This is a genomic window from Paenibacillus sp. J31R120, from assembly GCF_056269225.1.
Map to the genome: position 1 here is coordinate 565,454 of NZ_JBWDNN010000001.1, position 22,838 is coordinate 588,291.

The window sequence follows — 22,838 nt, forward strand, 5'->3', positions numbered from 1 at the left end:
TTATTTCTTATGCAAGCAAGAGAGAACTTACGCAACATCGCAATTATTGCACACGTTGACCATGGCAAAACAACACTGGTTGACAAGCTGCTTCAACAATCGGGAACGTACAGGGACCATGAATCGGTGCAAGAGCGTGCAATGGACTCGGGCGATCTGGAGCGGGAACGCGGCATTACGATTTTGGCGAAAAACACAGCCATTACGTACAAGAATTACCTGATCAACATCGTGGATACGCCAGGCCATGCCGACTTTGGCGGCGAGGTTGAACGCATTATGAAAATGGTTGACGGCGTGCTGCTGGTCGTGGACGCATTCGAAGGCTGCATGCCACAGACGAAGTTCGTATTGCGCAAGGCGCTTGAGCATCAGCTTACGCCAATCGTAGTAGTGAACAAGATCGACCGTCCGAACGCAAGACCAGTAGAAGTAATTGATGAAGTTCTCGACTTGTTTATTGAACTGGGTGCGAATGACGACCAATTGGAATTCCCGGTAGTCTATGCTTCGGCGCTGATGGGCACATCCAGCCTGGATGCCGAGAAGCAAGATGATAATATGATGGCGCTGTACGATACCATCGTCAGCCATATCCCTTCCCCTACTGAAAATGTGGAAGAGCCGCTTCAATTCCTCGTCACTCTTCTTGACTATAACGAATATTTGGGCCGTATTGCGATCGGCCGCGTCAATCGCGGAACGATCAAGCAAGGCCAGGCTGTAGCCGTTATTGACCGTGAAGGCAAGCCGAAGCAGGCGAGAATTGAGAAGCTGTTCGGCTTCCAAGGCCTTAAGCGCATCGAAATCGCAGAAGCAGGAGCAGGCGATATCGTGGCAATCGCAGGTATTCGTGAAATCAATATCGGTGAAACCATTGCCGACCCTCAACATCCTGAAGCGCTGCCGGTTTTGAAAATCGACGAGCCTACGCTTCAAATGACTTTCCTTGTCAACAACAGCCCGTTCGCTGGCCGCGAGGGCAAATGGGTAACATCCCGCAAGCTGCGTGATCGGTTGTTCAAAGAGCTGGAGACAGACGTTGCGCTTCGCGTGGAAGAGACCGAAAGCCCTGACGCCTTTATCGTATCGGGCCGCGGCGAGCTTCACCTTGGCATTCTGATCGAGAATATGCGCCGTGAAGGGTACGAGCTTCAAGTATCCAAGCCAGAAGTTATCGTCAAGGAAATCGACGGCATCAAGCAAGAGCCGTACGAGCGCCTGTTGATCGACGTTCCGGAAGAGAGCATGGGATCGGTTATGGAGAGCCTAGGCACACGCAAAGCCGAAATGGTCAACATGATCAATAACGGCAACGGCCAAGTGCGTCTGGAATTCATCATTCCGGCACGCGGACTGATCGGCTACCGTACATCGTTCCTGACGCTGACGCGCGGATACGGCATTATGAACCATGCGTTCGACAGCTACGGGCCTCTTGCGGGCACGGGCGTAGGCGGCCGCCATCAGGGCGTGCTTGTGGCAAGCGAGAACGGCACATCCACCTTCTACGGCATGCTGGGTGTAGAAGATCGCGGCCTGATGTTCCTGGAGCCGGGTGCAGAGATCTATGAAGGTATGATCGTAGGCGAGCATAACCGCGACAATGATATCATCGTCAACATCTGTAAAGAGAAGCAATTGTCCAACGTCCGTTCGGCGGGCAAGGATGATACGGTGAAGCTGAAGACACCGGTTATTTTCTCCCTGGAGCAAGCTTTGGAATATTTGAACGACGACGAATATTGCGAAATTACGCCGAAATCGATTCGTCTGCGCAAGAAGATTCTTGTGAAAAGCGAGCGCGAGCGTGCGGAGAAGCATCGTAAAATGTCCCAAGCTGGTGTATAAGCAAACTGCGAAGTGACATCAGAGTGTATCGTTTCGCAAGCTGCCAACTTGCGTTAGGAGGTAAGTAAGATGCAGGAATGGTTGAGCGAGCATAAGCTCGTTTCCTATCTTCTCATATTGGGATTCACGATCTTTATCTTTAATTCGGTGTTCCGCCCTCAGGCGAAGCTGCCGATCCTGAAGGAAATTATGGTCTATCTCGTAATGGTAATTGGCTCGTTCGTCCTGATGATTATGCAGGTCGACAAGCTTCCGATCATTCAATGTATGGCGGTTGCCGTCATCATGATGTTGATGCTCAGAGGCCGCCAAATGTACGATAAGTGGAAGAAGGGCAAAACGGGTGGTACGGAATCGCGCAAAGCGGAGCAAGGGCAATGAGACTGGAGGATGCGCTGTTCAATTGGGTGCAAATCCGGCTCGTTGCCGATGCGAGACAAGAAGATGGGGCTGCGCGCGACACGCTTGCTTTTTTTGAAGAAATTTTGCAGGAAGATCATGGTCTGTCGTCCTTTGAGATTGAGCGGGCTGACGAGACCATGCTTCACGTCCGTTATGTGAAGGACGGACGCGCCTTGCTGAAGCTGTATCCCCGGGAAGCCGGGGAGCAGCTGCTTCATGACATTAACGCTACTCCCAAATATAACGAAGCTTGAAGGTGAGAGGATGAGCCAACAATCGAACTCATTGCCGCCGCGTTCAAGCGGGCGAAAAGGTCCTCCTGCCAAACCTGGCAAGGTTAAGAAGAAAAAAAGAAATCCGTTTCTTAAGGCTTTCTTTTTTCTTTTTTTTGGACTGCTGCTTACGGCGGCGACACTTATCGTTGTGGTGGCGCTTAAGACTTCGGATGCAATCGACACGATTGCACTGGATGAGACAGAAGCTACGCCTGTACCTGTGAAGGAATCGGTCAAGCAAAAGCCGGTTGCTTTTGTGCTGATGGGCATTGATTCACGCGACCATGGTGGAGGACTGAATACCGATGTTATGATGGTAGCAGCCTTTAATCCGTCGACGAAAAAAGCGACAGTCGTGGCAATTCCGCGTGATACATACGTCGAAGTGGAAGGATACCGCGGACGGAAGGCCAATCGGTTCTACGCTGACAACTACGTCGTTGCAACGCGCGACAAAGGTATGAAGAAGGAAGCAGCCGATCTGGAAGCGAAGAAGGCGGTAAAGGAAGTCATGGGCAAGCTGTTTGATATCGATATCAAATATGCCTCTATGATCAACTTCCAAGGCTTCTCGGATGTTGTGGATGCCTTAGGCGGAATTTCAGTCAACGTAGACATGAGAATGAAGTACAAGGATACCAGGGACGGCACAGATATTGATCTGCAGCCTGGTATTCAGGACCTGAAGGGCAAGGAAGCGCTAGATTTCGTCCGATACCGGAAATCGAACGACGGCAAAAACATGTCCAGCGACTTCGACCGCAATCGCCGACAGACCGAAGTGCTTGGCGCAATCGTGGACAAGCTCGTCAGTATAGGTGGCATCCCTAAAATTGGCGGCGTCATCGAAGCTGTGGGGAAAAATATTTCTGCTGATATGCATAAGCAAGAAATTACCCGCATGCTCGAAACGTATTATTCGATCAGAAGCAGTGACATTGAGTTCCTGTCCCTTGAAGGCGTGTGGAGAAGCCCGAATGTATACATCGATGAAGCCAGCCTTGCAAAGGTGAAAGCGGCCCTTCAGGCAAAAATGGCTGAATGACCGTAGACTGACGGTAATATAATAGCTATAATAGGAGCTAAGCAGCTGCTTTTGAATGAAGGCCGATTCAGAAGGAGGTTATGCGGATGAACAATCCAGCAGTAATGGCGGTAGATCCGCATCCTGACGATATGTATGGTTGGAGCAAGCGGCTAGCTGTGTTTTCTGTTGCCAAAGGGAAAGATGAGGACAAGTATAGAGCCATGCATATGGTTGCATGTGCATGTGAAGAAGCCTAGTGATCTGATCACTAGGCTTCTTGCGTCTTTTGGACAGCTTTACCGTTTCTTAACGTGAGCGCGAAGGAGCAGGCTTGGTGAGACTGTTTTGCTCAAGGAGCTCACCTTCCGCATCATTATCCGGGCCTTGCTCTGGATCCGGTTCTGGCTCGGTCATCCCGTTGCTGTCGTCGAGCTCTGAGTCAGGAGGAACAATATCGCGCGGCAATTGAGGAACCAGTCGGCCCATAATGTCAGCCAGCTCTTCCGCGAATCCAGAGAACGGATGTCCGCTTCGGATATCATTGCCGATCTCCTCCAGCCGATTAGCGATATCGATATCAGCCGTGACAAAGGCGTCTACACCATATTCGTCATTACGGAACGCCTCGGCTACCGAATATTTGATCGTGCCGACACGTGAGCGCTCCAAGGAGCCTTCCACATCGATACCTACAATCGCGGTATTGCCTACAATGACGCAATGCGCATTCTCTACACCGTTCACACCTTTGGCGAGCTCTTCCAGATGAGCCTCCACTTCGCTGCGATTTTCTATGAGCTTCTTGCCGCTGCCATCCTGTGCAGCCTGATAGCGGCGATCATTTTGCGGGGAGGGTGATGCATCGTTTCGCGCGCCACAGCCAGTAGCCAGTAACGCTATAACGATTGCCGCAGATAACCATTTGTACATGTATGCCACCTCTTTATCAGTGTGTGTCGCGCCGTTTCGCTTGTATACTAGTGTGTCCGCTGCCATCTGACGCTATGTATGCGGAAGTATATCCGACGCCGGGAGGGTTCTCATGAAAAAAATATTCGTGCTCGATACAAACGTATTGCTCCATGATCCTCAATCGCTATTTGCCTTTGACGACAATGAGGTAATCATCCCTGCCATCGTATTGGAAGAAATTGATTCCAAAAAAAGGCTCGCTGACGAGCTAGGCCGCAATGCCAGGCTGGTGTCGAGATTGCTTGATAATATGAGAGAGCAGGGCCATCTGCATGAAGGCATAGCACTTCCGGGAGGCGGCTTGCTCAAGGTGGAATTGAATCATCGCAGCTTTGTGCGAGTACATGAGATGTTCGGCGAGATGTCCAATGACAACCGTATTCTGGCCGTTGCGCTTAATTATCATATGGAGCAGGAGAAGGTCGAGGAGAAGCGGAGCGTCGTGCTTGTCAGCAAAGACGTACTCGTTCGCATCAAAGCCGATGTGCTTGGGCTGGAGGCACAAGATTATTTGTCTGACCGGGTTGTGGAGCATTCCGAGTTTTACACCGGCAACGTTACGCTTCATGTTCATCCTTCCGTGATTGATGAATTTTACTCCTATCGCTTCCTAAGTGTTAGTCATTTGCAAATGAAGGATCGGCTGAGCCCGAACGAATTTGTCATCTTGCGCGATGAGATGGGAACCTCCAAATCCGCCCTGCTTAAAGTGAGCCAAGATGGCGTGCGACTGGAGCCGCTCTTTTTGAGCAATGATCCGGTATGGGGAATTACAGCTCGCAACGCGCAACAGCGGATGGCGCTGGAATTGCTGCTTAACGATGACATTCCGCTCGTGACCTTGTCCGGCAAAGCCGGCACAGGCAAGACGCTGCTGGCCTTGGCGGCAGGCTTGCTGAAGGTCGAAGATGAGCATAAGTATAAGAAGTTGCTGATTGCAAGGCCGGTCGTGCCTATGGGTAAGGATATCGGATATTTGCCCGGCGAGAAGGAGGAAAAGCTGCGGCCATGGATGCAGCCGATCTACGATAATCTGGAATTCCTGTTCGATACGAAAAAAGCGGGCGATATTGATAAAATATTGATGGGCATGGGCAGCATTCAGGTCGAAGCCTTGACGTACATTAGAGGCCGCTCAATCCCGGGTCAATTCATCATCATTGACGAAGCCCAAAATCTGACCAAGCATGAAGTGAAGACGATCGTCTCCAGGGTTGGGGAGGGCAGTAAGATTGTATTGATGGGTGATCCGGGGCAAATCGACCATCCTTATCTGGATTCCATTAGCAACGGGCTTACGCATATCGTGGAGAAGTTCAAGCGCGAGAACATCAGCGGTCACATGACACTGGAGAAGGGGGAGCGGTCCAAGCTTGCACAGCATGCTGCCGATTTGTTGTAGCGCAGCCATGGCGGCTATCATAAATATCAAGAAAGGGTTATCCTTCGAGCTATCGCTGAGGGATAACCCTCTTTTAACGTTAGTTTCATTTGTCCATAGAGCTGGAAAATCGTTTTCAGGAAAATTCGTCGTTCTTTTGTCTCATTAGGGTTGTACAAGTCGGCTGCAAACTGCTATTCTATACCCATAACCAAGGTAGCCGGAAAGGAAGAAAGCTGTGTCTCCTCGCAAGTATGCGCCGCTCATTATCGGTGCACTGCTACTCACCGCTTTGTTGCTGCTGTATTTCTCGCGATCTGTGAGCTGGAACTGGAATAGAGTGAATCAATCCGACGGAATTACGCCGATAGAGCCGGCTGGGGGCCAGCGAATTACGCAATTGTCGACTGATCTTTATGTAAACGTTTCCTTGCCATCCGCAGATTACGCTCGGCTGGTAGAGCGTACGGAACGATTTATGCTAGAGTATCCGCATATCCAGGTTGATATCTCTAATGAACGGAATAGCGCCGGCAGATATGAGCATCTGTTGACGTTGAGCAATCAAGGAACGGCTCCTGATGTGATGCTGCTCGACAATGGGGGCGTTATTCCGCTTGCAGTGAAAGGGTTACTGAAGCCGGTAGACAGTCTGATGACAGGAGAAGTATTGACCGATCAATTGCCGCGATTAATGGAGACGCTGAAGTGGAACGGTTACTTGTGGGCGGTGCCTTATCGGATTAATCCATATGTAGTGGCTTGGAACAAGGAGCTACTGGCTGAGGGAGGACTGTCGGAGCCGCCGAAACAATGGGATGCTTTTCAATCGGTGGTAGAGAAGATCACCTCAGCGCGGGCATCGCTTGAGCCTGGCCAAGAGCTGTACCTGATGAATTTCAGCCCTGATGAGTTAGAGCAGCTGCTCGTCTGGTCAAACCGGATGAGTGGCGGCAAGGAGCGGCTCATTAATTTGCATGCGCTGCCGGATCCGCTTCTGAACCGGTTAACCTGGATGCAATCGGCAGGGAAAGTGTCCGCGATTCCGTCTCATCGCTCGACAGAGCTGAATGAACTCATTGAGCAGCAGAGACTGCTTATGCTCATCATGCCGTGGGAGGAGCTGAGCGGCTTAAGCCAATCGGCTCGCAGCAAGCTGATCGTGGAGCAGCAGGATATTCATTATCCATGGCTCAACGGAGCCAGCTTTGCCATTAGTTCGAGCAGTTCTTCGGAGAGTGAGGCTATGCTGTGGATACAGGAGATGACAAGCCCGTATAGCAGCTTGAAGGACTTTGAAGAGGGCGGCAAGCTGCCGGTGAGGCCGTCCTTGTACGATCAGATGAGGCTGATTACGAAGTCTGGCGATACACCGCCATACTGGTGGCTGGAGGCTCTTAGCGCTAAGGTACAGAGTACCGACAACATGCTGCCTGATCCTGACTGGCCGAAGCGCTGGAAGGACTGGTCTAGCGCGTGGAAGGCAGCAGGTGGGGAGACAGATGTGTTCGTGCAAAAGATTGCAGCCGAAGAAGCGGAGGAATAGGCTGCGTTTGGTGAGAGGCGAGCGTACTGCGGAATTGCTGGCAGAGTCGGGAGCTGTAAGCCGAGAAAATCGGCTTGCAGATCGTGAAAGAGGAGACCGAGCAGCTGTAAGCCGAGAAAATCGGCTTGCAGACTGGGAAAGAGCGGCACGAGCAGCTGTAGGCCGAGAAAATCGGCTTGCAGACCGTGGAAGAGGATGCCGAGCAGCTGTAAGCCGAGAAATTCGGCTTGCAGGCCGTGAAAGAGCCGACCGAGCTGCTGAAAAATTAGTTACTTGTCTGTTATGCTCACGATCGACGGTATCATCTTAATCGCGAGAATGGAGATTACTTCGAAGAAACAATAAGCGCAGGTTCTACGGCTGATTTAGCCATGGACCCTGCGCTTTCTTATGAGTTTAACAAACTAACCCGCCTACCAAACTAACTACAGCAAAATAGATTTCCTAACTCGCTCACCAAACCAACCACAACAAATTAGACTTCCTAACCTGCTCACAAACGACCGCACCAAATAAATCACCTAACCCGGCACCAAACTAACTACTCTTTAATTAGTCGCCACAAGTTGACACGTCTACAAAGTAACACTCAACTTGATGATCAGCTCGCCGTCTTTGATCTCTACTGACTTGGCTTTCAGAAATGTCGTAATGAGACCGGGATAAAATCCGAGATCGAACTCATCCTCCAAGGATTTGCGTGTCGTGTCCGGAAGCATGAATCCATTGAACAGCAGCTCGTCGACATGGAAGAGCAGTCCGTTGCGCGGCTCCTGAATCAGACTGTAATGACCAGAGATGCTGATTTCTATATTGTCACGTTTTCCGAAGGCGGTGATGGTATCATCCTCGAACCGGAAGGAGAAGTCATTGAACCGCTCATCCTGCTCGCGCAAAAACTCGTTCAACTTATCTTCAGGCACACGAATCGTATATTGCAGCCCTTTGATCTCCATCAAATCCTTGTTGTCTTGAATCCAACCCGGAAGCTTGCCCATCGACTGGGACAACGCGCCGAAGTAGGCGCGGACTTCCTTCAAGCCTGCAGATTCCCAAAAACCTGTTAGTTGTTCGATCAACAGGCGAATGCGGTCGCTGTCCGAGCGTCCGGCCAACTCGCCTTCAAGCTGAGACTCCAGCGCCAATACTCTATCCCGTTGAAGGTTCAATTTCTCTTCCATAGCCATAAGCTCGGCTTGCTTGCCTTCTAGCTTGGCATAACGGTCCTGCAAATCCCGATATTGCCCGATGTAAGCATTCAAGGTATGCTTGTCTTGCGAGATAATAATATCAATATAGTCCAGCAATGTAAAAAAATTCGTCCACGAATCTGTCGTCAGCAAGGACAAGTACAACATGTCCCTCTCACCCATATAATAGGCCCGCAATACATCTCCAGCCTGCTCCCGTTTGCCGTCTATAGCAAGCTCCTGTGTGGCGAGCTGTTTCTCCGCTTCTGTCATCGTAAGGAGCAGGGCTTCCTTCTCTTGCTGGATTCGGGCGATCTCCTTGTCAATTTCAACGACTGACAGGCTTTTCTCCAGAAGCGAGTGCAGATCGTCGGGGGACTTGGCCCGCTCTTCGGCGAGCACAGGCAGCCGGAGCATGATGAAGGCGCAGAGCAGCGATGCCAGCAGGGCGGCTGCGATTCGTCTCCGGATGTTGAATTCAGTCAACGTCATCCTCCCTTCTAAAAGGTTTGCGAAGCAAACCTTGCTTCGTAAGCATTACTAAGGTTTGCGAAGCAAACCTTGCTTCGTAAGCATTACTAAGGTTTGCGAAGCAATCCTTACTATGTAAGCACAAGCTCACCAACTAGTTTATGCGGAAGCCAATTCTATTATATCTTACATTTGGAAAAGGGTGAAACATGCCATGACAAGCTTTCCAGATACTCCGCTGGCCCATCGAATCGCTGATCATATTAGTCGGTCCCGCCAGAAGGGGTGGTACGTACTGCCAGGCGGAGCAACACAATTGCTGCCTTGCATTACCTTTCATGAATATATGGAAGCCTGCCTGTATGATGAAACCAACGGCTATTACCGTGCAGGCGAAACAAGAGTCGGGAAGGAAGGAGACTTCTATACGAGCTCTGCCATCGGCAGCGTCATGTCGGAGGTCGTATCCCGATATGCCTTAAAGCTTCAGTCCACACTGGGCCTGCCAGTTGTCCTTGCCGAATGGGGGGCCGGTACGGGGCGATTGTCCGCAGGCATCGCCGCGTCGCTGCGCAGGCTAACGCCCCGATGGGAGGAGCGCTTCAGCCAAGTGCTGATAGACGATCACCCCGGGCATCGGACGAAAGTAAAGGAGTCCTATCTGAAGGCTGGATTGCCAGGCGCTCCACCGGTATTTTCGTCCAGTCAGTGTTTAACTTATTGGGAGTCCCGGCAAAGGAAAGAATCGGTTCTGCTCATTGCTAATGAGCTGCTCGACGCTTTTCCCGTTCACCGGATCATTCGCAAGGGGGATGCATATAAGGAGCTGGGGGTTGCGGTTGCGCCTGGTCAAGGTTTTATTTATACAGAGATGCCTATATCGAATAAGGACTTTCTTGAGTGGCTGGAGAGGGACGGCATTGTTTTGCGGGACGGTCAAATAACAGAACTATGCCCGGGAGCACGCGATTGGCTATTGCAGCTTGGACACTTGCTTTATGCAGGTGACCACGTCATGTTAATTGATTACGGCTATGAAGCGGACGAGTATGCGGCGGAGCACCGAATGCAGGGGACGCTTATGACCTATTTGCGCCACCAGGCCAGCGATTCGCCCTTCCGACATGCAGGAGAGAGGGATATTACCGCTCATGTCTCCTTCTCCTTTATACGGACATCGGCGGAGGAGGCCGGATTCCGTGTAGACTATTACAACACGCAAAAGCAGTTTCTGCTGGACAACGGGATTTTTGAGCTGCTTGGCAGCCATGATGGCTCCAATCCCTTTGGCGAGGAGGCCAGACGCAATAGGGCGGTCAGGCAGCTGTTGCTGAGCGACGGGATGAGCGAGAGCTTCAAGGTGATGATCTTGAGGAAGACATAGAAAAAGGCTGTCTGCATGCGAGTGACTCGCAGTACAGACAGCCTTGTTTGTTCTTGTTGTTGTTAGAATGGCAGGCTCATCTTGAAGACTGACCAATAGGTGAATCCAATGAAGGAAACCGCCATATAACCCCAGAACATCATTATGTACGTTCTTTCGGAGAAATTCAAGTACCCCAAGAATACGAAAGCGACGGCTTGCGCGAAGAAGAGCAGCGCGAATTCCGTCATATGGCCTGCAAAAGCCATAAGCCCGATGACTAAACACCAGAAGCCAAGTACCCGATACATGCGTGCCATGTTACATCCCCCTTTTTACCCTGCGCCGATTTTCTAAACTTCATTATAACGTTTGCCTCTGCGAGTGTAAACCTAAAACCGTGACGAATTGACAATTTTTTTGACTAAACATGTTATTGTTTTATACAGTTTGCTCATGAATCATCCTAATCATGTATGAGGTCGCAAAAAATTGGTTATACAATTTAGTATCCAATAGATTCTATGAACTCTACCAAGGGCATAGAGATAAGTAAGCGCCTTTTACGTTAGGAGGTTTTGATTGCATGACAGCAGTTAGACAAGACGCGTGGAGCCCGGACGATGATCTCATTCTCGCAGAGGTAACTCTACGCCATATTCGCGAAGGAAGCACACAGCTCGCAGCATTCGAAGAAGTGGGCGAAAGAATCGGACGCACGTCCGCCGCTTGCGGCTTCCGCTGGAACAGCTGTGTTCGCAAGCGTTATGAGGATGCGATACAGATTGCCAAGCAACAGCGTCAAAAACGCAATTACTTGAAAAAGCAGACTGTTACAGCAACATCACAAGTTTCATCGCTTGCGGTATATGACACAGAAGAACGTTCATTCAAGCATGATGTAGTCACACTGGACGAAGGAATTTCGATTGACGCCGTAATCCGCTTCCTTAGAAGCTGGAAGGCCACCTACCAGGATTTGTCGCGGCAGATCAAGCTGTTCGAGAAGGATTTGAAAGACAAGGAAGAAGAGCTTTACCGGCTGCGCAGCGAGAATGAGAGACTGGCGAAGGAAGCGAACAGTGCTCAGACGGATTACCGTGCTGTAAATGACGACTACAAAACCCTCATTCAGATTATGGATCGCGCGCGTCGGCTGACCGTGTTGTCCAGTGAAGAGGAAGCAAAGCCCAGGTTCAAGATGGATGCCAATGGCAATCTGGAACGCATTGAATAAGTTATAGCGATACTAGGGAAGCCCGCCGTATATGATACGGCGGGCTTTTCATCTGAAAAGGGCCCAGTGTATAATACGGGTGACAAGCGATAGGACAGGGGGCAGCAACTTGCAAATCGAGGTTGTGGGCGGGGGAGCTATAGGGCTATGGGTTGCGGCCAATCTCGCATCGGCGGGAGAAGCCGTGACATTATGGACGCGGACGGTGAGGCAGGCCCTTCGTATAGAAGAAGCCGGCATTCGGCTGGTGGACACGGAAGGGAGCGGCAGAACGGTTCGGCTGGCGTGCGAGCCGATGGAGAGGCATCGCCTATCGGTCCAGTCGCCAAGGAACGGGGGGGAGAGCTGGATCATACTTGCTGTCAAGCAGACGGCAATTGATGATGAGCTTATCGGACACCTTCGTGTAATGGCACAGGCACGCAGCCATACAGCCGTATTATGCTTGCAGAATGGCATTGGTCATCTTGAGAAGCTGGCCGCGGGACTAGGCGGCGTGCCTGTCTATGCGGCTGTCACCACGATGGGAGCTAAACGCGAGGATGAGCGAACGGTCAGACTTGCCGGTACTGGTGAGCTATGGATTAGTGAAATAGCCGAGAATAGCCCCAAGATTGACGAAAATCGCGCAAAATCTCAAAAAAAGTTTCTATTATCTCTGCAAAAGGCAGGATTTCAGGCCTTCTTGTCGAATCAGATCAATAATCGGATTTTCCATAAATTGCTGATCAACGCGGTCATTAATCCGCTAACTGCAATCTTTGATGTGACCAATGGCGAGCTCCCTCAGCATGAGCGGCGTCTACATATAATGCGGGCATTACATAATGAAACGTTAGAAATTTTAATAAGAGCAGGGATGCAAGATCCCGGCGACAGCTGGGAAGGGGTGCTGGACGTATGCGTACGGACAAGTGCCAATGTCTCATCCATGCTGGCCGACGTCCGCGCAGGCAGAGTGACAGAGATAAGGGCTATTAATGGCGCTGTGGCGGAGCTGGCTGCTTCGTATGGGATGAACGCACCGATGAATGCGGCGATGGCGGCAATCGTGGAATCTTACGAACAGATGCATTAAAGAGAGGGGACAAGCATGGGCGCGATATGGAATAGCATACAAATCGTTTATACGGCACTCGCGGTTATACCGATTCTTCCTTTTGCGATCGTTCTGTTCGGCTACGGCGCCGTTGTTCAGAACCGAAAAAAGGCGCTCATTATGGCAATGGACGTATCGACTGTATTTTTTATTTTGTGCGTATCGGCTTTATTCAATATGCTGTTCAAAAGCTCCTTTGGACTTTATGGCATTCTGCTGGTCATGATCCTCGCAGGCGGATTGCTGGGCAACGCCCAGTTCCGCAAGCGCGGCAACGTAGACGTCAAGCGCGTCTTCCGGGCGATCTGGCGGCTAAGTTTTTTTGCGACAACCGCGTTGTACCTGGTGTTTATGCTGATTTTGTTAAGCAAGCTTGTTTTTACCGTCGCATAAAGGACACTATATATAGAAGAAACGCCTCTGCCGCGCAGAGGCGTTTTTGCTTTGACGGGCCTATCGTTCTTTGTGTACAATGGCTTTGGCGTTACTTTTTACATGGGGTACCGTATCGGATCGGATCGTCTGACCCATTCAACATAATATTACACATAAGGGAGGATTGGCTGATGATGTCAACAGAATCGTATCGTCTTCCCGTTGCCCAGCCATTGACGGAGGCATACATTCATCGATCGGATGCAAGAATCGAGGAATTATACGGTTATCATGCAGGTACCGCATCAGATTGGGAGCGTCGTTACCGTGCATTGCGGGACTTGACTCCAACCAGAGCGAATGCGGCTGACGTGGCAGAGAGCCTGAGCGCGTATCAAGCAAAGTGGGGAGCATCTGAGAAAGCGCTGGCTAATATTGCTGCAATTAGCGAAGGCGCGCCTGTCGTAATCGGCGGTCAGCAAGCAGGGCTGTGGACTGGCCCGCTTCTTGTCATACATAAAGCCGTCTCTATCATCAACGCGGCGAAGTCGGCAAGCGAGCAGCTTGGAACAACCGTAGTACCTGTCTTCTGGATCGCCGGAGAAGACCATGACTGGGATGAAGCGAATCATGCTTTTGTCATTACAGCAGAGCAGGAGCTGAAGAAGCTGGCGGCAGCCAGACCGGAAGGGCCAAGAACGTCGGTCAGCCGGACGGCAATTGCGCCAGAAGGTTGGGAGCAATTGATTGCTGAGCTGGAGCAATCGCTGCCTCATTCCGAGTTTAAGCCGCATATGCTGGAGAAGCTGACGGACCTGTCCCGGCAATCGTCTTCGCTGTCGGATATGTTCGCGGGGCTGCTTAGCAGCTTGTTCGGAGGGGAAGGTCTTGTGCTGCTTGATGCGGATTGTCCAGACATCCGCAGCTTGGAATCCCCGATGTTCCGCAAGCTTATCGAACGGAATGATGAGCTGGAGCAAGCTTACTTATCAGCCGCAGGCAAAGTGAAGTCGCTTGGCTATACGCTTCAGGCAGATGTCGTACCGGGAAGCGCGAATGTGTTCCTGTTCCATCCGGAGAAGGGCGGAGAGCGGACTTTGCTTCATAAGAAAGAAGGAGCCTTCCAGGATCGGAAAGGGCTTTCCTCATGGTCTGCGGAGGAGCTGCTGCACTTTGCGGATGAGCAGCCGGAGCTGCTGAGCAACAATGTGCTCACGCGCCCGCTCATGCAAGATTATTTGTTCCCTGTGCTTGGAACAGTGCTTGGCCTTGGGGAGATCGCCTACTGGGCGCTTACAGGCGAGGCTTTCCGAACGCTTGGCATGGAGATGCCGATTATAGTGCCGCGCATGTCCTATACGCTAATTGAAGGCACGATCGCCAAAAATATGACCAAGTACGAGCTGTCGTTCGCTGATGTGATGGAACGCTTCGACGCCCGCAAGGAAGCTTGGCTGAAGGAACAGGACGGACTGGCCATCGAAGAGAAGTTCGGTGCTGTGAGAGCGTCGTTCGAGGAGATGTATAAGCCGCTCGTTGATATGGCGGCTTCCGTACAGGCAGGTCTTGCCAAGCTGGGCGAAACCAACATGACCAAAATCCTGGAGCAGATCAGCTACATGGAATCCAAAACGGTGGATGCGCACAATAAGCAATTCGAGGCATCGATCAGACAGCTTGATCGTATTGCTGGCTCCATTCTTCCAGCGAATAAGCCGCAGGAGCGCGTGCTGTCGATGGTCGGTTATTGGAATCGCTATGGCGATGCTTGGTTAGGCAAGCTGCTTGATGCGCCCTATGACCGCACGGGCGGACATGAAATTGTATATTTGTAAGGTAAAGAACTTTATTGGAGGGAATCATAGTGAACCAATTGGAAAGAAGCATAATCGCTGATCCGACTCTTGCGCCGGAAGGGCATCTGAAGATTGATTGGGCAAGCGCCCATATGCCAGTCTTGAACAAGATCAAAGAGCAATTCGAGAAGGAACAGCCGTTCAAAGGATTGAAAGTGACGATCTCGCTTCACCTGGAGGCGAAGACGGCATACCTGGCGAAGGTGGTTCAAGCAGGCGGCGCAGATGTGACGATTACTGGCAGTAATCCGTTGTCCACACAGGATGATGTGTGCGCGGCGCTTGTAGAAGACGGCATTACTGTATTCGCCAAGTACAACCCGTCGTCAGACGAGTTCAAGGCGCTGAACATCAAGGCACTGGAATCGAAGCCGGATTTGATCATCGATGACGGCGGCGACCTTGTGACACTGCTTCATTCCGAATGTCGCGAGCTTGGGGTTAATCTGCGCGGTGGCGCGGAAGAAACAACGACGGGTATTATTCGTCTGAAGGCACTCGAGAAGGAAGGTTCGCTGAGCTTCCCGATGGTCGCTGTGAATGATGCTTACTGCAAATATTTGTTTGACAACCGTTACGGCACAGGCCAATCTGTATTTGACGGCATTAATCGTACGACGAATCTCGTCGTAGCGGGCAAAACCGTTGTTGTTGTCGGCTACGGCTGGTGCGGCAAAGGCGTAGCGATGCGCGCCAAAGGCCTTGGGGCTACTGTGATCGTGACTGAAATTGACGCGATTAAAGCAGTAGAAGCTTACATGGACGGCTTTGCGGTCATGCCGATGCAAGAGGCGGCAAAGCTTGGTGATATGTTCGTAACCGTGACGGGCAATCGCGACGTTATCCGCGGCGAGCATTACAAAGTGATGAAAGACGGAGCAATTCTATCCAATGCAGGCCACTTTGACGTGGAAGTCAACAAAGTGGAGCTGGAGGCCATGTCTACCGGCAAGCGTACGGTACGCCGCAATATCGAGGAGTACAAAATGGAGGATGGCCGGAATATCTACCTTCTGGCAGAAGGCCGACTGGTTAACCTGGCAGCCGGCGACGGACACCCTGCCGAGATTATGGATATGACGTTTGCGCTTCAGGCGATGTCTCTGAAATACGTGAACGATGAGTTCCAATCTATCGGAAGCAAAGTGGTCAACGTTCCTTACGAGCTGGATGAGCAGGTAGCGAGACTGAAGTTGCAATCGCTGGGCTTTGGCATCGACCAACTGTCGCCAGAGCAGATCGCTTATCTGGACAGCTGGACCGAACATTAATTCGCTGTCTATTCACCTAGGACCTTTTGCTGTGGTGAGACAGGGAGTTAGACCTTAAGAACTAACCTTTGAAGAACGGCTAGGAATAGATGATTAATAGGCTAAAATATTTTTCGAAAATCCTGCTCTTGGAGCAGGATTTTTATTTTAGGTGGCGAACTACTGTATCAAGGTGGGGAAAAGTGGGGCAAAGTGGAGCGTTTGGGGGAAGGGGTGGAGCGGCATCATGTTTATGGGTGAATATCAACATAGCATTGATGAGAAGGGGCGCATTATTATTCCTTCGAAATTCCGTGACTCGCTCGGTTCAACCTTTATCGCTACACGCGGCCTGGATAATTGCTTATTCGTCTACCCGATGAGCGAGTGGAGCGTGCTGGAGCAGAAGCTGAAGACGCTGCCGCTTATGAAGTCCGATGCGCGCGCCTTCACCCGGTTTTTTTTCTCCGGGGCGACGGAATGCGAGCTGGACAAACAGGGAAGGGTAAATATACCAAGCCATCTGCGGGAATATGCGAAGCTCGATAAGGACTGCATGGTGCTGGGCGTGTCCAGCCGCGTGGAGATTTGGAGCAAGCAGACATGGGAGGGCTATTACGAGCAATCGGAGCAGACCTTCAATGAAATTGCCGAAAAGCTGGTTGATTTTGACTTTAACTTTTAAGTTTGGCCTGACATCAGGGTGGACAATAGAAATGGGAGGACGAAAGCGTGTTTCAGCATAAGACCGTGTTATTGGAGGAGGCGGTTGACGGCCTGGCCATCAAGCCGGACGGCATATACGTCGATTGCACGCTCGGAGGAGCGGGACATAGTGAGCTAATTGCGTCCCGCCTCGGTGCAGGAGGACGGTTGATCGCATTCGACCAGGACGACTGGGCGCTGGATAATGCGCGCAAGAGGCTTGCCCCTTATATCGATAAAGTAACGCTTGTACGAAGCAACTTCCGTTACCTGGAGCAAGAGCTGCGGGGATGCGATGTGCCGATGGCAGACGGGATGCCGCAGGTAGACGGGATCTTGTTCGATCTTGGCGTGTCGAGCCCGCAGCTTGATGAAGCGGAAAGAGGCTTCAGCTACAATCACGATGCGCCGCTGGACATGAGAATGGACAGAGAGAGCGACTTGACGGCCTACGAAATCGTGAATACATGGGACGTGCGGGAAATTGCACGTATTCTAGACAGGTACGGCGAAGAGAAGTTTGCACGCAATATTGCCAAAAATATTGTAAAGGCCCGGCAGCAAGCACCCATTGAACAGACAGGCGAGCTGGCGGAGTTGATTAAGGTTTCGATACCAGCCGCAACGCGCCGAACAGGCGGCCATCCGGCCAAACGTTCCTTCCAGGCGCTGCGGATCGCAGTCAATGATGAACTGGGAGCGGAAGAGGAAGCGCTGGAGCAGAGCATCAGATGCTTGGCTCCCGGGGGGAGAGCTTCCGTCATCACCTTCCACTCCTTGGAGGATCGGATCTGCAAGCAGATCTTTGCCAAGTATGTGGAGAAATGCACATGCCCGCCGGACTTTCCATTATGTGTATGCGGGAATAAAGGCATACTCAAGCTCATTAACCGCAAGCCGATTCTGCCAAGCGAGGCAGAGCTGGAGGATAATCCGAGAGCGCGGTCGGCGAAGCTAAGAATAGCCCAAAAGCTGGGATAAAAGAGGGGGATATCTACTAGTGGCGTACGTTAATGGTAATCTGGCGCTTCAGCCGAAGCGAAAGCCGGAACAGAAAGAAGTTATTCGCGAAACGAAGAAAGTTGTCATCAAACGCAAGTCATTGCCTGTACAGGAGAAGCTTTTGTATCTGTTCACGGTTATCATCTGTGTTGTCGTAGCCGGAATTATTATTTCTCGTTTCGCGCACATTTACGATATGAATCTCCATATCAAACAATTGAATTCGGAGCAACAGACGCTCAATGTAGAGATGGCGGAGTTAAAGCGGCAGGTGGAAATGCTCAACGATCCGGAGCGTATCCGCAAGCTGGCGGAAACGCAAGGCATGGTGAGTGATATGGACAACGGGATCACCGTGAAGAAAGATAACGTCAATCCCAGCATAGCTATGCATGAATAGGGTGTGACATTATGAGTAAACGGATTAAACTGCGCACGTTGTTGTTCGGAGGGGTAATGACCCTCCTTTTTCTCGTTCTCATCGGAAGAATCTATTATGTGCAAGTAATAGACAGAGATACCTATTATTCTATGGCGAAAAACCGCTGGGCGGCAGCTGAGACGCTTACGGCGAAGAGGGGGACGATTACGGACCGGAACGACAACGTTTTGGCAATGGATACGCTCGCTTACAATGTTTCGGTAAATCCGAGGTTAATAGACAAGCTGGGTATAGCAGAGGAGGTTATTAAAGGACTGAAAGATTCGCTAGGCATCTCGGAGAGCGCAGCGCGCGAGGTCGTTACCGCCAAAAATGATGAAGGGGTGTATTTCGCCCATAGAGAGCTTCGCAATGGCGGCTTGCAGATTGAGAAAGCTCTGGCGGATAAGCTGCTTGAATTCCGAGAGGAATTGAAAAAGGATTTGATTGAGCAGAAATTGGGCAGTGATACGGGCATTATGATCAACGAGACGCTGAAGCGTTATTACCCGCGCAAAACGCTGGCTTCGCAGTTGGTAGGCTATGTCAGCCTCGACCGTGAGAAGATGACGGGCGTCGAGGCGTACTTCAACGACCGACTGACCGGTGTGGACGGCTTTTTCCGCTATGAGAAGGACGGGGCGCGCGTGCAGCTTGCCAAAGGCGAGGTGGACTTCCAGCAGGCGCAGGACGGCAGCAATATTGCCCTGACGATCGATAATGATATTCAGGACTATGTGGAGGAAGCACTCCGTGAAATTGTGAAGAAATACAATCCAAAAAACGCAACAGCGATTGCAGCCGATCCTAATACGATGGAAATATTGGCGATGGCCAATATGCCGGAGTATGACCCGAACGAATATTGGAAGAGTCCATATACCAACATGTACAATCATGCCGTCGGATCTCTCTATGAGCCTGGCTCTACGTTCAAGATTGCCACTCTAGCGGCGGCTGTTGAGGAAGGCTACTTCAATCCGGAGGAAGAGTATCAATCCGGTCGTTATAAAATACCGGGCGACACGGTTGTTATTCGTGACCATAACCTGGACGGATGGGGTAAAATTACCTTCCTGGAAGGCTTGAAATTGTCCAGTAACGTAGCATTCATCAAGCTGGGTTTGGAGCGTCTAGGAGCGGAGGGCCTTCGCGACTACTTCACACGCTTCGGCTTTGGTCAGAAGACGGGCATCGAACTGACGAATGAAGCGACTGGGTCAATCCGCTTTCAGTACAATAGTGAAATTGCTACGGCTTCATTCGGCCAAGGCGTAGCCGTAACGGCGATCCAGCAGGTGGCAGCCGTTGCCGCCGTCGCTAACGGCGGCAAGCTGATGGAGCCGCATATTATCAAAAGCATTACCGACCCGAATACCAAAACCACAACGGTGACGGAACCAAAGATGGTCAGAAGAGTCATCTCGGAGCAAACCTCTCGCCAAGTGGGTGAATATTTGGAGCAAGTTGTTTCTGACCAATCAATCGGCACAGGTAAAAACGCCTATATCGAAGGCTACCGCGTGGCGGGTAAGACGGGTACGGCCCAGAAGTTCATTAATGGCAAATACTCGAAGGAAAAATTCATGGTCTCCTTTATCGGCTATGCGCCGGTTGACAACCCGAAGATCGTCCTGTATATTGCCGTCGACGAACCGAACAGTCCGAATGTGGGCGGCGGTACCGTTGCGGCGCCGGCCTTCCGCGAGATTGTACTGAAGAGCTTGCGCAAGATGGGCGTAGCTCCTAACTGGGTGCCGGAGGGCGATTCGGAGACAAAGGAAGTTAAAGTGAAAGTGCCGGATATGAAGGATGCCAATATCTCGAAGGCCAAAGCGCAATTGAAAGCCAAGGCGATGCCGTTCGAGATTGTAGGCAATGGCGGCACAGTCGTCGCCCAGATTCCGGCGGCGGGCTCCCTGATCCATCCAACTCAGCGGCTCTATCTCATCACGGAGCAGCGGAACAAGATTCCGGTGCCAGATTTGACCGGCGTATCACTAAGGGATGCTCTAGAGCTGTCTTCGCTGATTGGAGCGAAGCTCGTAACGGAAGGGACGGGCTTCGTCGTCTCGCAGAAGGTGGAGGAGAAAAACGGAGTGAGGACGATACGAGTGAAGCTGTCTCCTCCGATTGGCTCGGATGATTATGTCGAGCCTGATCCGAATGACATTGAAGAAACAAATACAGAAGGTGGCGACGGCGAAAGCGGCGAAGGCGATGCCGATGGAACTGACGCTTCCGGAGGCAACAGCAATGCCGATCCGCCGGGCACGACAGACGGCGATCCGCCTGACATCACGGATATTGAGCATGTCGGAGAAAATTAGGACGCGGCCTGATAGCTTGTCATAACCCCCCCTTGTCCCGAATAGGCTGGGAATGAGCGTTAGCGTACGCTCGTTGCCAAGCGGCGGTACAAGGAGGAATAGAAATGAAAGTATCGAATGTGACGGTTAGACGTCGGCTGTTCATCGTGCTGATCCTTGCGGGCGTTGCGTTCATTGCGCTGGGATTCCGGCTTGCTTACGTTCAGCTGTGGAAAGGTGCGGAGCTGGCGGAGAAGGCGGAGAATTCATGGAGACGGGACATTCCGTACGTCGCCAAACGCGGCGAAATATGGGATCGCAACGGCGTACAGCTTGCATACAATATCAGTTCTCCAACGGTTTGGGCCATCCCTGTGCAGGTGAAGAATCATGAGGAGACAGCCGCGACATTGTCCAGAATGCTGGATATGCCGCAGGAGAACATCTTGAAGAAGCTCAAGACCAAATCGATGATCGTGAAGCTCGCTCCCGGCGGCAGGAAGATTACGCTGGAGAAGGCGGATGAAATTCAGCAATTGAGTTTGCCGGGCATTGTGGTCGCGGAGGATAATAAGCGTTTTTATCCCTATGGCAGCCTGGCTGCGCATCTGCTTGGCTTTACGGGCATCGACAACCAGGGACTTACGGGTGTGGAGTCCAAGTATAATGAAATGCTCAGCGGCATCCAGGGGAATGTCTCCTGGCTGTCGGATGCGGCAGGACGCCAGATGCCGAATTCCTCGGATATGTATGTCGAGCCGAAGGAAGGGCTGACGCTTCAGCTAACGATCGACCAGGCGGTCCAGACGGTTATGGAGCGCGAGCTTGACCAGGCGATGACATCGCTGCAGGCCGATAGCATAATCGCTATCGCGATGGACCCCAGCAATGGGGAAATCCTCGCCATGGCCAGTCGCCCGACATACGAGCCGGACAAGTACAAGGAAGTTGCCTCTGAGGTGTACAACCGCAATTTGCCGATCTGGATGACGTATGAGCCCGGATCTACCTTTAAGATCATTACATTGGCAGCAGCACTCGAAGAGAATAAAGTGGATTTGAAAAACGAACGGTTTTTCGACCCCGGTGCGGTAGAGATCGGGGGAGCGCGCTTGCGCTGCTGGAAGAAGGGCGGCCATGGCAGCCAGACCTTCCTGGAAGTCGTAGAGAACTCCTGCAACCCCGGCTTTGTTGCATTAGGCAACAGGCTGGGCAAGGATACGCTGTTCCAATATATTAAGAACTTCGGCTTCGGCACCAAGACAGGCATCGATATCGGCGGTGAGGAGAACGGCATCCTGTTCAAGCTGAGTCAGGTAGGACCGGTAGAGCTGGCGACGACTGCGTTCGGTCAAGGCGTATCCGTCACCCCGATTCAGCAGGTAGCGGCCGTGTCAGCCGCTATTAATGGGGGGACGCTTTACAAGCCGCATGTGGCAAAGGCGTTCATCAACCGCGAAAGCGGGGAAGTCGTGCAAACGATGGAGCCGGAGGCGGTACGGCAGGTCATATCCGAGGAGACATCGCGGGAGGTGCGCGAAGCGCTGGAGAGCGTTGTCGCCAAAGGCACAGGTCGCAATGCTTTTATTGACGGCTACCGCGTAGGCGGCAAAACGGGAACGGCGCAGAAGGTTGTGAACGGGCGCTACTCCCCGAATGAGCACATCGTATCGTTCATTGGCTTTGCGCCTGCGGATGATCCGAAGATTGTGGTCTACGTCGCTGTCGATAATCCTCAGGGCATCCAGTTCGGCGGTGTCGTCGCAGCACCAATCGTACGCAATATCATGGAAGACGCTTTGACGATTTTGGATATCCCTCCTCGGGAGAAGCAGATCGACCGGCTGTACAGGTACGGCGAGACGCCGATCGTTACGGTTCCTAATCTGATTGGGAAAAGCGTATCCGATCTCTATGAGGATTTGAATATGAATTTCAATCTGACTTCCGCAGGAACCGGCAAAGTGGTCATTCGCCAGGCGCCTGCGGCAGGCACGCGGGTCGATCGGGGCTCCACGATCCGCATCTATCTGGGTGATGAAGAGGATATTCCTCACGCACACTAAGTTTTTCTCCCGTTAACGCGTTTGCTCTGGGCGGCATATA

At 51.6% G+C, this 22,838-nt stretch carries 21 protein-coding genes; 18 read left to right on the top strand and 3 right to left on the bottom strand.

What is annotated here, in order from left to right:
* Positions 1 to 9: 9 nt before the first annotated feature.
* The 5 genes from typA (at position 10) to AC0YNW_RS02485 (ending at position 3,812) form a co-directional block, all read left to right on the top strand.
* Positions 10 to 1,851: a translational GTPase TypA gene (gene typA, locus AC0YNW_RS02465; protein ID WP_387471990.1), complete on the top strand. Its 1,842-nt coding sequence runs from the start codon at positions 10 to 12 to the stop codon at positions 1,849 to 1,851.
* Between the two features lie 69 nt (positions 1,852 to 1,920).
* The gene (locus AC0YNW_RS02470; RefSeq protein WP_387471988.1) at positions 1,921 to 2,232 is read left to right on the top strand and encodes a YlaH-like family protein; all 312 of its coding nucleotides are present in this window, start codon (positions 1,921 to 1,923) and stop codon (positions 2,230 to 2,232) included.
* The gene (locus AC0YNW_RS02475; RefSeq protein WP_475830627.1) at positions 2,229 to 2,507 is read left to right on the top strand and encodes a hypothetical protein; all 279 of its coding nucleotides are present in this window, start codon (positions 2,229 to 2,231) and stop codon (positions 2,505 to 2,507) included. The genes AC0YNW_RS02470 and AC0YNW_RS02475 overlap by 4 nt, the downstream gene beginning before the upstream one ends.
* 10 nt (positions 2,508 to 2,517) lie before the next feature.
* Complete coding sequence (locus AC0YNW_RS02480) at positions 2,518 to 3,573, top strand: LCP family protein (protein ID WP_475830628.1); 1,056 nt, start codon at positions 2,518 to 2,520, stop codon at positions 3,571 to 3,573.
* 86 nt (positions 3,574 to 3,659) lie between these two features.
* Positions 3,660 to 3,812 (top strand): hypothetical protein, encoded by a 153-nt coding sequence (locus tag AC0YNW_RS02485; RefSeq protein ID WP_387471981.1) that lies wholly within the window; start codon positions 3,660 to 3,662, stop codon positions 3,810 to 3,812.
* Between the two features lie 49 nt (positions 3,813 to 3,861).
* Here AC0YNW_RS02485 and AC0YNW_RS02490 read toward each other — a convergent pair whose 3' ends face one another.
* Positions 3,862 to 4,485, bottom strand: coding sequence for a YhcN/YlaJ family sporulation lipoprotein (locus AC0YNW_RS02490; protein ID WP_475830629.1), 624 nt, complete (start codon positions 4,483 to 4,485; stop codon positions 3,862 to 3,864).
* 112 nt (positions 4,486 to 4,597) lie between these two features.
* Here AC0YNW_RS02490 and AC0YNW_RS02495 point away from each other — a divergent pair, with 112 nt between their 5' ends.
* Both AC0YNW_RS02495 and AC0YNW_RS02500 read left to right on the top strand, forming a co-directional pair.
* Positions 4,598 to 5,929, top strand: a complete 1,332-nt coding sequence (locus tag AC0YNW_RS02495; RefSeq protein WP_387471976.1) for a PhoH family protein — start codon at positions 4,598 to 4,600, stop codon at positions 5,927 to 5,929.
* A 217-nt stretch (positions 5,930 to 6,146) separates the two neighbouring features.
* Positions 6,147 to 7,454, top strand: a complete 1,308-nt coding sequence (locus AC0YNW_RS02500) for an ABC transporter substrate-binding protein (protein WP_475830630.1) — start codon at positions 6,147 to 6,149, stop codon at positions 7,452 to 7,454.
* 575 nt (positions 7,455 to 8,029) lie between these two features.
* On the opposite strand, the gene AC0YNW_RS02505 is transcribed toward AC0YNW_RS02500, so the two are convergent.
* Positions 8,030 to 9,130, bottom strand: coding sequence for a coiled-coil domain-containing protein (locus AC0YNW_RS02505; RefSeq protein WP_475830631.1), 1,101 nt, complete (start codon positions 9,128 to 9,130; stop codon positions 8,030 to 8,032).
* 199 nt (positions 9,131 to 9,329) lie between these two features.
* On the opposite strand from AC0YNW_RS02505, the gene AC0YNW_RS02510 reads away from it, so the two are divergent.
* Positions 9,330 to 10,499 carry a class I SAM-dependent methyltransferase gene (locus AC0YNW_RS02510; protein ID WP_475830632.1) on the top strand — a complete coding sequence of 390 codons (1,170 nt, stop codon included), beginning with the start codon at positions 9,330 to 9,332 and terminating at the stop codon, positions 10,497 to 10,499.
* 62 nt (positions 10,500 to 10,561) lie between these two features.
* Here AC0YNW_RS02510 and AC0YNW_RS02515 read toward each other — a convergent pair whose 3' ends face one another.
* Positions 10,562 to 10,798 (bottom strand): DUF2626 domain-containing protein, encoded by a 237-nt coding sequence (locus AC0YNW_RS02515; RefSeq protein ID WP_119798306.1) that lies wholly within the window; start codon positions 10,796 to 10,798, stop codon positions 10,562 to 10,564.
* Positions 10,799 to 11,064: 266 nt separating this feature from the next.
* Here AC0YNW_RS02515 and AC0YNW_RS02520 point away from each other — a divergent pair, with 266 nt between their 5' ends.
* From AC0YNW_RS02520 to AC0YNW_RS02565, 10 genes are all read left to right on the top strand, one after another.
* On the top strand, positions 11,065 to 11,715 hold the full coding sequence (locus AC0YNW_RS02520; protein WP_475830633.1) for an RsfA family transcriptional regulator: 651 nt from the start codon (positions 11,065 to 11,067) through the stop codon (positions 11,713 to 11,715).
* A 109-nt stretch (positions 11,716 to 11,824) separates the two neighbouring features.
* Positions 11,825 to 12,793, top strand: coding sequence for a 2-dehydropantoate 2-reductase (locus tag AC0YNW_RS02525; protein ID WP_475830634.1), 969 nt, complete (start codon positions 11,825 to 11,827; stop codon positions 12,791 to 12,793).
* A 15-nt stretch (positions 12,794 to 12,808) separates the two neighbouring features.
* On the top strand, positions 12,809 to 13,207 hold the full coding sequence (locus tag AC0YNW_RS02530; RefSeq protein ID WP_387471960.1) for a DUF3397 domain-containing protein: 399 nt from the start codon (positions 12,809 to 12,811) through the stop codon (positions 13,205 to 13,207).
* 173 nt (positions 13,208 to 13,380) lie between these two features.
* Positions 13,381 to 15,024, top strand: a complete 1,644-nt coding sequence (bshC, locus tag AC0YNW_RS02535) for a bacillithiol biosynthesis cysteine-adding enzyme BshC (RefSeq protein WP_475830635.1) — start codon at positions 13,381 to 13,383, stop codon at positions 15,022 to 15,024.
* 29 nt (positions 15,025 to 15,053) lie between these two features.
* A complete protein-coding gene (locus AC0YNW_RS02540; protein ID WP_475830636.1) occupies positions 15,054 to 16,316 on the top strand; it encodes an adenosylhomocysteinase in 1,263 nt (420 codons plus the stop codon).
* Positions 16,317 to 16,542: 226 nt separating this feature from the next.
* Positions 16,543 to 16,980, top strand: coding sequence for a division/cell wall cluster transcriptional repressor MraZ (mraZ, locus tag AC0YNW_RS02545; protein ID WP_387471953.1), 438 nt, complete (start codon positions 16,543 to 16,545; stop codon positions 16,978 to 16,980).
* A gap of 47 nt (positions 16,981 to 17,027) precedes the next feature.
* Entirely contained in the window at positions 17,028 to 17,981 is a 954-nt protein-coding gene (rsmH, locus tag AC0YNW_RS02550) for a 16S rRNA (cytosine(1402)-N(4))-methyltransferase RsmH (RefSeq protein ID WP_475830637.1), read from the top strand.
* 19 nt (positions 17,982 to 18,000) lie between these two features.
* Positions 18,001 to 18,402, top strand: a complete 402-nt coding sequence (gene ftsL / locus AC0YNW_RS02555) for a cell division protein FtsL (protein WP_475830638.1) — start codon at positions 18,001 to 18,003, stop codon at positions 18,400 to 18,402.
* A gap of 11 nt (positions 18,403 to 18,413) precedes the next feature.
* On the top strand, positions 18,414 to 20,753 hold the full coding sequence (locus AC0YNW_RS02560) for a penicillin-binding transpeptidase domain-containing protein (protein WP_475830639.1): 2,340 nt from the start codon (positions 18,414 to 18,416) through the stop codon (positions 20,751 to 20,753).
* Positions 20,754 to 20,857: 104 nt separating this feature from the next.
* Positions 20,858 to 22,798 carry a stage V sporulation protein D gene (locus AC0YNW_RS02565; RefSeq protein WP_475830640.1) on the top strand — a complete coding sequence of 647 codons (1,941 nt, stop codon included), beginning with the start codon at positions 20,858 to 20,860 and terminating at the stop codon, positions 22,796 to 22,798.
* Positions 22,799 to 22,838 lie beyond the last annotated feature (40 nt).

Excerpts from the sequence above, each read along its gene's own strand:
- typA (WP_387471990.1), top strand. The coding sequence starts at position 10 with ATGCAAGCAAGAGAGAACTTACGCAACATCGCAATTATTGCACACGTT.
- AC0YNW_RS02470 (WP_387471988.1), top strand. The coding sequence starts at position 1,921 with ATGCAGGAATGGTTGAGCGAGCATAAGCTCGTTTCCTATCTTCTCATA.
- AC0YNW_RS02475 (WP_475830627.1), top strand. The coding sequence starts at position 2,229 with ATGAGACTGGAGGATGCGCTGTTCAATTGGGTGCAAATCCGGCTCGTT.
- AC0YNW_RS02480 (WP_475830628.1), top strand. The coding sequence starts at position 2,518 with ATGAGCCAACAATCGAACTCATTGCCGCCGCGTTCAAGCGGGCGAAAA.
- AC0YNW_RS02485 (WP_387471981.1), top strand. The coding sequence starts at position 3,660 with ATGAACAATCCAGCAGTAATGGCGGTAGATCCGCATCCTGACGATATG.
- AC0YNW_RS02490 (WP_475830629.1), bottom strand. The coding sequence starts at position 4,485 with ATGTACAAATGGTTATCTGCGGCAATCGTTATAGCGTTACTGGCTACT.
- AC0YNW_RS02495 (WP_387471976.1), top strand. The coding sequence starts at position 4,598 with ATGAAAAAAATATTCGTGCTCGATACAAACGTATTGCTCCATGATCCT.
- AC0YNW_RS02510 (WP_475830632.1), top strand. The coding sequence starts at position 9,330 with ATGACAAGCTTTCCAGATACTCCGCTGGCCCATCGAATCGCTGATCAT.
- AC0YNW_RS02515 (WP_119798306.1), bottom strand. The coding sequence starts at position 10,798 with ATGGCACGCATGTATCGGGTACTTGGCTTCTGGTGTTTAGTCATCGGG.
- AC0YNW_RS02520 (WP_475830633.1), top strand. The coding sequence starts at position 11,065 with ATGACAGCAGTTAGACAAGACGCGTGGAGCCCGGACGATGATCTCATT.
- AC0YNW_RS02530 (WP_387471960.1), top strand. The coding sequence starts at position 12,809 with ATGGGCGCGATATGGAATAGCATACAAATCGTTTATACGGCACTCGCG.
- bshC (WP_475830635.1), top strand. The coding sequence starts at position 13,381 with ATGATGTCAACAGAATCGTATCGTCTTCCCGTTGCCCAGCCATTGACG.
- mraZ (WP_387471953.1), top strand. The coding sequence starts at position 16,543 with ATGTTTATGGGTGAATATCAACATAGCATTGATGAGAAGGGGCGCATT.
- AC0YNW_RS02560 (WP_475830639.1), top strand. The coding sequence starts at position 18,414 with ATGAGTAAACGGATTAAACTGCGCACGTTGTTGTTCGGAGGGGTAATG.
- AC0YNW_RS02565 (WP_475830640.1), top strand. The coding sequence starts at position 20,858 with ATGAAAGTATCGAATGTGACGGTTAGACGTCGGCTGTTCATCGTGCTG.